Annotated in this window: 8 protein-coding genes; all 8 read right to left on the reverse strand. The window is 28.5% G+C overall.

Translation table 11 applies throughout. From position 1 onward, the window contains the following. Positions 1–274 precede the first annotated feature (274 nt). Positions 275–556 (reverse strand): hypothetical protein, encoded by a 282-nt coding sequence (locus CKL_RS11495; RefSeq protein WP_012102691.1) that lies wholly within the window; start codon positions 554–556, stop codon positions 275–277. A gap of 394 nt (positions 557–950) precedes the next feature. After that, positions 951–2843 (reverse strand): LTA synthase family protein, encoded by a 1893-nt coding sequence (locus CKL_RS11500; protein WP_012102692.1) that lies wholly within the window; start codon positions 2841–2843, stop codon positions 951–953. Positions 2844–2977: 134 nt separating this feature from the next. Next, complete coding sequence (locus tag CKL_RS11505; protein WP_012102693.1) at positions 2978–4507, reverse strand: HAMP domain-containing sensor histidine kinase; 1530 nt, start codon at positions 4505–4507, stop codon at positions 2978–2980. After that, entirely contained in the window at positions 4504–5187 is a 684-nt protein-coding gene (locus CKL_RS11510) for a response regulator transcription factor (RefSeq protein WP_012102694.1), read from the reverse strand. Before CKL_RS11510 ends, CKL_RS11505 begins: the two co-directional genes overlap by 4 nt. A gap of 233 nt (positions 5188–5420) precedes the next feature. Continuing rightward, entirely contained in the window at positions 5421–6410 is a 990-nt protein-coding gene (locus tag CKL_RS11515) for a methyl-accepting chemotaxis protein (protein ID WP_012102695.1), read from the reverse strand. 163 nt (positions 6411–6573) lie between these two features. After that, on the reverse strand, positions 6574–6846 hold the full coding sequence (locus tag CKL_RS11520) for a hypothetical protein (RefSeq protein WP_012102696.1): 273 nt from the start codon (positions 6844–6846) through the stop codon (positions 6574–6576). Between the two features lie 154 nt (positions 6847–7000). Beyond that, entirely contained in the window at positions 7001–7903 is a 903-nt protein-coding gene (locus tag CKL_RS11525; protein ID WP_012102697.1) for an alpha/beta hydrolase, read from the reverse strand. 38 nt (positions 7904–7941) lie between these two features. Continuing rightward, entirely contained in the window at positions 7942–12552 is a 4611-nt protein-coding gene (locus CKL_RS11530; RefSeq protein WP_012102698.1) for an AMP-binding protein, read from the reverse strand. Positions 12553–12584 lie beyond the last annotated feature (32 nt).

Consider the following 12584-nt stretch of genomic DNA (forward strand, 5'->3'; position numbering starts at 1 on the left):
TTTTTCAATATATTAAAACATATTTAGTGTCTATATTTTAAAATATACATAATTATATCATTTTTTTAGTTATTATCAATACTGATATATCAGTATTGATAATAAAATTTAAAATATAAAAGAACTTAAATTTTTAATTTGCTTAAAGGTTACAGCCACCGTATCCCTGTGAATAAGTTCTTCTAAAGTTCAAATAGAGAAAATCCTTATTTACAATCAAACTCTATCTAAACCTTAGAAGAATTGCAGCAGAGTATCAAAATTCTAAGTTCTTTTAAGATTTACTTGATTTTTTAACTTCGTAATAATCTACATCTATAATTTTTTTATGAGAAAAATCAAAGGGTTCCTCTTTATCCTTCTTTATGTTCTGTTTATCTTGGCTTTTAAATACATAATTTTTTTTGTCTTTAAAATATCTTTTTACTTTTAAAATCAAGAACAGTAAAACTCCTGCCACTGCTAATAAAGGTACTATTCTTATAAATACAACCACTATTATTAAAGCCAATATTATTTTCCAAACCACAGCAAAATTTTTACCTACAAAGTCCATATTATTTCCTCTCTTTTCTATTTGAAAAAGTTAAATTACCTGCCACTTTTTCAGTTATCATTTATATTTTATATTATAACACAAAATCCTTAAAAGAGGTATGAAATACCTCTTAACAATTATTAATATTTTCACTTTTTTTTGTGAATATTCTGCAGTTTTTTTTTAAATTCATTGAAATCCGTTAATATCAATACGATTAAGCTAACAGGTATAATAACTATAAATATAATAACTATAAGCTGGAATATACTTTTTAGTATCATAGTTGAATTTTTCCTTTCAAAACAAAATTCTCCTACATAAATACTATGCTTAAAAGTTAGTTATATTATTGATTTAATGAAAATAGAGACAGAACGCACACACTCCATCTCTATTTTCTAATTTTTATTCACTTTTTCTCTGTGAAGGTCTTTATTAAGTTGTGATTTAGCAAATCATCACAATACTGTAATTCTTTGGTGTATTGATTTTTTTCTTCTTTCAATTCTTCCGTTTCATTTATCTTTTCTCCTGACTCCAAACTATAATATGTATTAGTCCAGGATACATATAAGTTTTTCCCATCTATAAAAGAGCCATTTCTAAAAATAACTTTTTCATCATCTCCATTGAGCATGTCCTTTCCAAACATATAATTTCGAGGTAGATTGTATAGATTAGCCAATGTAGGATATAGATCCATCTGACAGCTGTACTTATGATTTACTCCTGCATATTCATCCTGTGGAAAATGCAGTAATAAAGGTACTTTCTGATATTTAAACCAGGTAAAATCATCACTTTCCTCTTCATTTTCAAACTTGAAAAGCTCTTCTGCATTGTCCTTTGGAATAGCAAAATGATCACCATATAACGCTATTACAGAGTTATCCATTATTCCCTGCTGTTCAAGAGCATCTAAAAATTCTCCCAACTGGGCATCTGTGTAATGTATTGCCTTCAGATATTTTCCTATAAAGGTTCCTTCATACTCTCCTACATCAAATTCTCCATACTTATCTACAGCCTCATATGGAAAATGGCTGGTCAAAGTAACTAAGAATCCATAATAAGGTTCTTTAAAACTCTTTAACTTCTCTAGAGATTGATTTAAAAATGATTTGTCACTAAGTCCCAATCCTATTTTTTCATCTATATTAAAACTATGTTCTCCAAAAAAGTCATCAAAATTTTGTGCCTTATACATAACATTTCTATTCCAGAATCCTTCACTATTTCCATGCATGGCTGCCGTATAATAATTTTTATCTTTTAGGGCACTTGCCAGAGAATCATATTTATTTCCACTATAAGTATAGTAGGCAGAACCTGATTGTGCAGGATAAAGTGAATTATTTGACATAAATTCCGCATCGGATGTATTTCCCCCTGCAACCTGATAAAAATAATTATCAAAATACATGCATTTATTTACCCATCTATTCAGATTGGGGGTTATCTCCTGTCCATTCACTTTTTGGTTTATTACAAAATTCTGCAGTGCTTCAACCTGAATTACTATTAAATTTTTCCCCTCTGCTTCTCCTTTTAAATTAATTTCTCCCGTACTCTTATTATTATTTTCTAAAAAGTTTTTAATTTCATTTTCTCTATCCTCAGATAATTTTTTAGAATTCTTAACGCTGGTACTTATATAGTTATATGAATCCACCATGTGAAAATTTATATTTCCTATCATAGTAGTAAGATATATTCTATTACTCATAGCCGTTAATAATGTAGGCTGCACTTTAGACACCCAACGAAAAATAGCAGCATTAACACTAGCACCTAAAATGAACATTGCCAAAAAACTTACTAATCTTTTTGATATAGGCTTTATGTTTTTTATTCTTCTTTTATAGAACCTAACTGCAGGTAATAAAATGAATATATCCAGTAGGTAGTATAAATCTTTAATATTTGCCACACTTCCTACACTATCAGATACTCCTTGAAGTAATTTAGCATTTTTTACTGCTGCTAGTGTAGTAATATCTTTAAAATATCTATAATACATCAAATCCGCTATAAGTATTAAACTTACCACCACATCTGCTATATATAAAAAAGTAACTCTGCTTTTTTTCTTAAAGATAAGAGAAAAGCTGACCAGTATCAATGCTGAAGCTGCTATGGGGAAAAATACAAGCCCACTCAGATAGCTAGAGGATATATTTCTAGCATATGACATGACTTTTATACAGATTAATGTAAAAAATAAAATTATATCTATATTATTATTTAAGAAATTTAACAATACCTTAAATAACTTATTATTTTTTATATATTCAAGATTCATTTTTCTTCCTCTTTCTATAGAACTATTTTAAAACTTAAAAAAGATTTTACAATACTTACATGACATTAACATGTCAAGTTTATTAATAAATTGTTAATAATTCTATAATATATTCTAAACAAATCTATATATAATTATATTTTATCCATTATAAAATAAAATCTTACACCTGTATCTGTATTTTCTACACCATACTGAAAATCATGAAGCATCAGTATATTTTTTACTATGGAAAGCCCTATACCTGTTCCCCCCAATTCTCTATTTCTAGATTTATCCACTTTATAAAAACTGTTCCATAAATTATTCAATTCCCCTTCTGGTATATTTTCTCCTGTATTTTCTATGGATACAATAATCTTATCTTTTTCCTTATCTTCTATAACAAAATTTATATATCCCCCTTCTTCTGTATTTTTTATGGCATTAGTTGTGAAATTATCTATAACTTGTTCCATCTTATCCCAGTCTGCATATACTCTGATTTTAGGTATCATATTAAAATTTATAGTTATATTTTTATCTTTTATAACCTTAGAAAATTTTTTCAATGAATACATTATAAATTCATCCATAAAAAATTCTTCTTTATTAAGTTTTAAAACACCGGATTCTAAATGAGAAAGATTTAACATATCTGCCACCAAATTTGCCATCTTATTACTTTCATCTATTATAATATCAATATAATGATCCTTTTCACTAGATTCAAATATATTATCTTTCAAACCCTCTGCATAACCTCCTATTAAATTTATAGGGGTCTTGAGTTCATGAGAGGCAGAGGCTATAAATTCTTTCCTGATTCTTTCTATTTCTCTTTCTTTTTCTATATCTTTTTCTAGTTTCACATTAGCCTCTTTAAGAGAGGTCAATGCCTTATCCAGATTATAAGCTAAAAAATTCAATGTATCTGCCAGATTCCCTATCTCATCTCTGCTTTTTACAGTGCATTTTTTAGAAAAATCCATTAAAGCCATCTTTTTTGCAGTATCATTTAATTTAACCAAAGGCTTTGAAACTGTATTTGTATATATTAAAGATGATATTAAAATAAGCACTATTGCGCCCATATAAAAATAAATATAGAATTCTTTTATTACAGAAGAAGCTTCATCTACCGGCTGAAGAGAAGTTACTGCAAATAGTATTTCCTGTCTATTATTATCGGGAACTACGGTTATTATATTTTTTGTTCCATTGATTTTCTTTTCTGTAATAAATGTTATAGATTTATTATATCTTTTTATTTCATCTAGTAAGTTTGAATCTCTTATCCATGTAACTATGATATTCTGTATGATTTTTATTCTTTCTTCATCATATCCCCTATCATCTAATTTTGTTATAAAATTTATTTTTCCTTCACTATCCATTATAACTATTTTAGCATTATTGCTATCTTCAAATTTCCTTATAAGCTCTGTTACTTCATTATCATTTTCTGTATTATTATAAAGCGCTCTGAACTTTTTAACTTCACTTTCTATTATTCTTTCCTTCTTGTTTATATAAAACTTACCAAAGAACAGAGACTGAAAAGTTAAGGTACTGCTTATAAATATAGTAAATATCAAAGCAGTAACTATAAATAATTTCCATGTTATATTTTTTCTTATTTTCTCTATAAGTTTATTTTTATATATGATGCTCCTTATTTTCATTCCTTCTTTACCTCAAATTTATAACCTACACCCCTGACAGTTGTTATTAAATAAGATTTAACACCTAACTTTTCTCTCAGTCTTTTTACATGGGTATCTACTGTTCTTAAATCTCCATAGTAATCTATGCCCCATATGGCATCCAAAATTTTTTCCCTACTTAAAACTATATCCTTATTCTTAATTAAATAGCATAGAAACTCAAATTCTTTTGGAGAAAGATATATATTTTCTCCATCTATTTTTACTTCATGGCCCTCTTCATTTATAAAAAGTCCGTCATAGGTATTGTCTTTAACCTGATTAATTTCATCATAATAAGTCCGTCTTAAAAGGGCTTTTATTTTAGCCACTAAAATTTTGGGACTTACAGGCTTTGTTACATAGCTGTCTGTTCCAAGTTGAAACCCCAAAAGCTGATCTTCATCCTCCCCTCTGGCTGTAAGCATAATTATAGGCACATTTGAAATCTTTCTAAGTTCCCTGCATACAGTCCAGCCATCCATCAAAGGCATCATTATATCAAGTACCACTAAATCCACATGATTTTCTTTAAATTTTCTAAGTGCTTCCTCTCCATTTTCCGCTAAAAGCACTTTCAAACCCTCTCTTTTTAAATATGCTTCTATAAGAAGTCTCATTCTTTCCTCATCATCTACCATTAAAACAGTTTTATTCATTCTAAATATCTCCTAAAATATTAATTTTTTGATCAAGTAATTCTTAGGTTCAGGTGGAGTTTACCTATGAGAAATGCTTTTTTCCACCTGAACCTAAGAATTACTTATCCAAACGCATAGCATTGCCTATCTTCCATTTTAAAGAATACGGAAGTATTAGCTAATTGATGCGTTTAGGATAAAATCCTATACTTTTTAAGTATAGGATTTTAAATAGTTTTTATCAATATGAATTATTGCTTGATTTTCTCTGTGTATTCATATAACTCATTTACACTCTCTGTTAAATACTTATCCACCACCGAAGCTTCATCTACATGTAATGTAATTTGATCATTTGTATCTTTCAATATGGTATCTATAGTATCTATTTTTTCCATAACTTCACCTACATTATCTATTTGCATGGACATTGTATCCGTTAAATTCTTTACTATATCCTCTAAAGTTTCAAAGGAATTTAATGTATCGTCAATCTTCTCTTTGGCTTCTACCGAAACCTTAATTCCATTTGAAATCATATCCGTGTTTTTTTGGGCATCTTTCAAAACATTTTTAGTTTCTCCGTTAATAGTGTTTATAAGCATGGATATATCTTTGGTACTGTTGCCGGTTATTTCAGCTAGTTTTTTCACCTCTTCTGCAACAACCGCAAATCCTCTTCCACTTTCTCCAGCTCTAGCTGCTTCAATAGCTGCATTTAGAGCCAACAAATTAGTTTGATTGGCTATTCCACTTATAAGGTTGGTTATATCATTTACTTCCTTAAATCTGTCCGCTAATTTACTCATGCTGTCAAATGTTTCTTTTATTCCATCCTCTAGTGAGGTTATTATACCCATAATAGATTCTACTGCTTCTTTTCCTTTTATAGATTTTTCAATAATACTTTCAGTTATATTATGAAGCTTATTTCCTTCTTCATACAACTCGCTGGTAGATTCTTTGGTTTGATTTGTTATGGAAGATATACTTTTCATATGATTTTTTATATCCTCTGTAAGTTCAGCCAAAATTTCATGTTCACTATTTACTGCATTATGTTGTTCTATTATATTTTCTAATTTTTTATGCAGTTCATTTAAGAATTCAAAGGTTTGTCGATTTATATCATTTTTTTTCTTTTCATATTTTTGTTGGTAGTGAATTTCAATATCACGAGAATTAAAATTAGAGGTAGAATTATCTTTATCTTTTAACTTAAAAAAACTCATATTACTCATCTTTCCCTTCTATAATTTAAAAGATTGCTTTCTAAATTATTCTATTTGTTATTATAATAATATAAGAAATAAGTCGATTTGTACAGCATTGATTAATACATATGTAAATAATAAAAACATTAAAAAGAACACATTCTTTTTAATGTTTTTAGAACATTTAAATCTAAGAATCACTTATAGTGCTGATATAATTGTTGTAAATATTTTCAAGATACTTATCTGGTTCAGGCATAGGGTACTTTTTCCCCTTTTTGGATAATCTTTTATGTTCCTTATACCGTTTTACTATACTGTTCCAATCTTCCGGATAATTTTCCTTAAATGTTTTTATGAATCCTTCCAAATTTAAACTTTTACCTAAATCACTAAATATTTTCTCTATCTTATCTTTTTTATCCTTTATTATTTGTGATTTTACAACATGTTTTTTCCCCATAATAACATTCACCTCTTTCTTAATATACTATATTCTTCTCTTTTTCAATAATTCCTTTTATATTTATATAATTTTAAGAAAAATTTAAATATTTATAAATATCATAATAGTTATTTAAAATCTTCATTATAATATTGCACAATTTTAAAACAATCTAAACAAATTCCTTAACTTTACATACAATTTTATCTATAATTCTATCCACGCACTCATTCATAATAAGATGTTTATCTTCATCAAAAATCAACATTTCCTTATGGGGAGCTTTTATCAGTTTAAAAACCTTTTTAGTATATTCAAAGGGAAATAAAGGATCTTTTTTTCCTACTAAAACTACAACAGGACATTTTATACTGCCATCATATACCTGCTTTAAATCAGCACAAAACAGACTAGTTAAAAAATAAATCGGATATTTCATAAACCCAATGGGATCACGCTCTAGCTTGCCATATATTTCTTTATCTCTTGTAACCTTTTTTACATCAAGATAAAAAGAAACATGCAGTTGTAATCTTGGAACTACTTTTCTTCCCATTTTCATTGTCATAATAATTAGATTATATATGTGCTTAAAACTATTTGGGAATCTTGTTACACAAATTGAATCTGGAAGAGCTGGAATTAAAATATTATGAGGGAAAGCAGCTTTAATTCTGTTATCAAGCCCCGCTAATGCTATAGTTAAAATTCCCCCCTGACTTGAACCCATAATAAATATCTTATTATTAAATCTACCAATTGCATAGGAAATAGCATCCTTTCCATTTTGAAGCATTTCATCAAAACTATACAACTCTTTCACTCTTGGACTTTTTCCATGACACACCAGATGCACTCCAATAACATTGAAACCATTTAATGAAAGTAAATTTAAAAATTCTTCATAGAATAAAGGGTGAGTCATTGTTCCCGGAAAAAAAATTATGCAAGGGTCTTCCTTTTTACTCTTCCATATGGATAGTACAATGGGAACAGAATTAGACTTTATAGTAACTTCCTCATAATATTCTGGCCTGGATACACCTTTTAAAAGCACCTCGTCATAGTCTTTCATTATTTCACCTCCAGCTGGTAATCAAATAATTTTTTATTCTAGATAAAGTCTACTTCTCTGCAATAATTTATCATATTTCTTATATAAAAATTATCAACCTTAGGCCAATAAAACCCCATGTTCCTTAAAATTAAAACGGTCTTTTCACAAACTATTTCAAAATCAGTATTTTTAGTAGATTCTAATACCCTGGAATGAAGTAGTATATTCTCAACATAATTTGTCAAGTTTTTGTTTTCATGATTCTTATATAAAAAATCCAAAAATTTATTAAAAGGCATAACTTCCAGATTAAAACCACAGTATTTTAACAATTCACGTAAATCAAATAAACTTATATAATTATTATTGTAGATGTGAAATATATCATCTTTCAAATTTTTTTCGTTCATTATTAATATAAATGCTTTACTTACATAATCAATAAAAGAAAAATCAAGTTTTTTTAATTCAATATCCGGAACTTGTCCTAATTTTATAAGTGACTTTATTATTTTATAAAAACCATTATCGTTCATATTTTCCTGGAACTTTCCTGTCTGGGAATTACAAATAAGATTTCCTACTCTATAAATATTACACATTAATCCTCTGCTTCTGGCCATTATCAACTTTTTTTCCGCTTCAAACTTTGTCTGTATATAATAGTTGCTATCTTCTTGTCCCACATCATGGTCATATTCAGTATAAATATAATAATCTACACCAGGTATTTTTCCGCTAGCCACACCTACTGTTGAAACATGATGAAAATCCTTTTTATTGCCCTTAAGTGCAAATTCAATTAATCTTTCAGTACCCTCTACATTCACATTATAAAAATCATCATAATTTCCATAGTGTTTAACATTTGCAGCTGCATTAACTATACAGTCTATTTTTTGTAACAAATAATTATATTCTTGAGTTTCAAGTGCAAAATTTTTCTCTAACAGATCTCCACATAATACATTAATTTTATCCCTATAATTTTTAAAAATATCTTCCTCAAAATAAAATTTCAATTTTTCTCTGATTCTTTTTTCACCATCTTTTTTACTTCCAGACCTTATCAATAAATAGATAATACTATCAGTATTTTTTAGCAGCTGATAAAGTAAATTTACACCCAGGTATCCGGTACTTCCTGTTATCAGGATATTTTTATACTTGTTCCTAATAAAGCTGGTAGATAAATCGCAATATGATTCGATACTTTTTTTATATCGATAGATTTTATCCTCATATTGACTATAATTTCTATCTTCTTTTTTCTCTCCAATAGAAGATTTAATTCCCTCGATAATTTTCTTTAGATTATCTTTCTTGTATAAAATGTTTTCTGATAGTTTAGATATAGTCTGAAATTGAAATAAATCATTTATTTCAATTTCAAAATCCATGGACATTTTGGATATAACCCTCACAGCTTTTAGGGAATTTCCACCCAAGTCAAAAAAATTATCCAAAATTCCTACTTTATCTATACCCAGTATCTCTTCCCATACCTCCACCATTCTTTTTTCCATTTCATTTCGCGGAGGAATGTATTTTATGTCCATAGAGGAAATCTGATCAGGTTCAGGTAGAACTTTCCTGTTTACTTTCCCATTTATCGTTAAAGGAATTTTATCTATTTTTATAAAAAAAGCTGGAATCATATAATCTGGCAGCTGCACGGACAAATAATACTTTATATCATTTATATATAATTCCATATCTGAAACATAGTAAGCACACAGGTATTTATTTTTATTAAAATCTTCCCTGTCAATAACTACAACATCTTTTATAAATTCATATTTTAAAAGCCTGTTTTCTATTTCTGCCAATTCAATTCTATAAGCACTTATCTTTACCTGTTGATCCATTCTCCCTAAAAATTCAATATTTCCATCTGATGTCCATCTGGCAAGATCTCCTGTTTTATACATTCTTTCTCCTATCATAAAAGGATTTTTAACAAACTTTTCTTCAGTAAGTTTCTTTCTATTTAAATAACCTCTTGCCAATCCTCTGCCGGATATACATATTTCTCCCTGTGTACCTATGGGTTGAATTCTATTATATCTGTCCAATATATAAATTTGTATATTGGAAATAGGTTTGCCTATTGGAATATTGTAATGTTCCTTATCTACGACAACACTGGTTGTTACTACTGTATTTTCCGTAGGTCCATAATTATTGACCAATGTATAATTGCAAGGTTTGAAAAATCTAAGTTTGTCACCTCCTGTTAATAAAAACCTCAAAGAATTATTTTCAATTTCCATGAATTGCTCACAGATCTGTGTAGGGAGAAAACTTATTGTGATATTATTATTTTCAAAATATTCATTAAGTCTTATAATATCTAATCTTAAATTGCTGCTTATAATATACACTGCAGCTCCCTTGACCAAATAAGGAAACAATTCCCATACAGATGCATCAAATCCAAATCCTGCATACCTTGTAGAGTTATCCAATTCACTTATTTCATAATAGTTGTTATGCCAGTTACATAAATTCACCAGAGATTTATGCTCTATCATTACCCCTTTAGGTGTCCCCGTAGTTCCCGAAGTATAGATAACATAAGCTAAATTTTCCGGTAATACTTTAACAGAAGGATTACTGCTGCTAAATTTGCTTAAAATATTAAGATCATGTTGATATTTGTATTTATGTACTGTCTTAGACTGCTTTCCCTGTAAACTCTTATCAATATATATAATGGCATCAAATCTGTACTTTGTAAGTTCATTTTCAATAGTACCTATCTTATCTGAAAAGACAACTTTACTTATTTCTTCAAATTCATATTTTAAATCCCTAAAATAATTTCTTGATAAAAACAGTTCTTCAGTCCAGTCTGTCTTGGCTTTAATATCCTCATTTAAATGTTTATATTTAAATTCCTCCAGTGAATTTACCAATTCATATTTTAAATCCTGATCCATTATATCTCCTATAAAAACCTTTCCCTCTTTATTAATGAGATCTACAGCTTTTTTTAAAACCTTTCTAAAATAATTATGTCCATGAAAGCATTGAATAACACTATTTATGATTATAATATCAAAATCTTTCTGATGGATTTTATCAATTTCATGTGCCATCAATACATCTAATTTAATATTTGTAATATTTTCTTCTTCATTTCGCTTTATATTTTTATTGATTATTTCACTTGACATGTCTGTACCATAATATAAGCCTACCAAAGGAGCTATTCTATACATGGAAATTCCAGAGGCACAGCCTATCTCAAGCACTTTGGTATCATTTTTTAAAAAAGGCATTAGTTTTTTTAAAACATTATCCCCATATTCATCCATTTCCTTCTTTGTGAAATTTTCACCGGTATAACTATTAGTCCATCCTCCTCCTGTGATTTCATCCTCAGCTCTACTCCCTACGTATTCCCAGAGCTTTTTATCCATTAATCCATTTTTTTCTTTCTCCTCTTCATTGTATACATCATCTGTATCAATACAAATATAGGCACTTAAAGTTTCACACTCCCATTGAAGTCTGTTTAAGGTTCTTATATGCTTTTTACCGGAAATGATTACTCTGGCACCCGAATCATTTATAATACTTTTTATTCTTTCTTCCGGAGTATCTGCATCAATTGGAATATATGCCCCTCCGGCTTTTAAAACTGCCATAACTGAAATCACCTGGTTTATTGAATTCTCAAGTAAAATGCCTACAAATTCATCCGCATGTATATTTCTGTCATTCACCAGATAATTGGCAATGGAATTAGCTCGTTCATTTAGCTCCATATAAGTAATTTTCTCATTTTCATGAACCAGGGCAGTTTTATGAGGAAATTTTTCTACCTGTTGCTGAAACATTTCAACTATAGTATCCTTTGAATTAAACTCCAGTGTATTATTATTAAAATCACACAATAGGCACCTTTTTTCATCTTCACTGGAAACTTCAATATCCATAAGCTTTGCACTGGTATTATCCACCACAAAAGTATAATAGTTAATTAAGTTATTTCCTATGCTTTCAATAATTTTTTTGGAAAATAATACCGAATTATATTCAATATTGAGAAGGATGGACTGTTTAAGAAGATTAAATGAAAAAATCATATCTGACTTTATATATTCTATATTACTTTTATCTTGAATATTTTCCAGTAACACAATGGTTTTAAATAATGGTGTATACTCGTCATTTTTAATATTTAAAATATCTGCAATTTTATCTAGGGGAAAATTTTGATTTTTATCTGCTTCTATGACGGTTTTCTTTACAATTCCCAAAAAATCCTTAAAACTCATATGACCATGTATATAGGTTCTTATAGCCAATATATTATTAATATATTCACCTTTTTCTTTTTGTCTGAAAATCGGCATTCCAACTATAATATCTTCACTGCCTGTATATGTGCTAAGCAAAAATTCCACCCCTGAGAGCAGTATCATAAATAATGCATGCTGAGAATTCTTACTAATTGATAATAAGCGATTAAAAGTATTCCCCTTAATTTCAGCATGAAAGCTTGTCTTTAAATACTGGCTCAATCTAGGCCTTGTGGAAGTTGTTAAAAATCCACTCATTTCTACATCTCCCTCCAGCCTTTTAATCCAGTAATTTTTTTCATCTTCAAACTTTCCACTAGATATTAAAATATTCTTTGAATATTTGCCCACAGCCATTTTTATCACCCCTAAAATATTTCATTTACAAT

Source organism: Clostridium kluyveri DSM 555, from assembly GCF_000016505.1.
GTDB lineage: Bacteria > Bacillota > Clostridia > Clostridiales > Clostridiaceae > Clostridium_B > Clostridium_B kluyveri.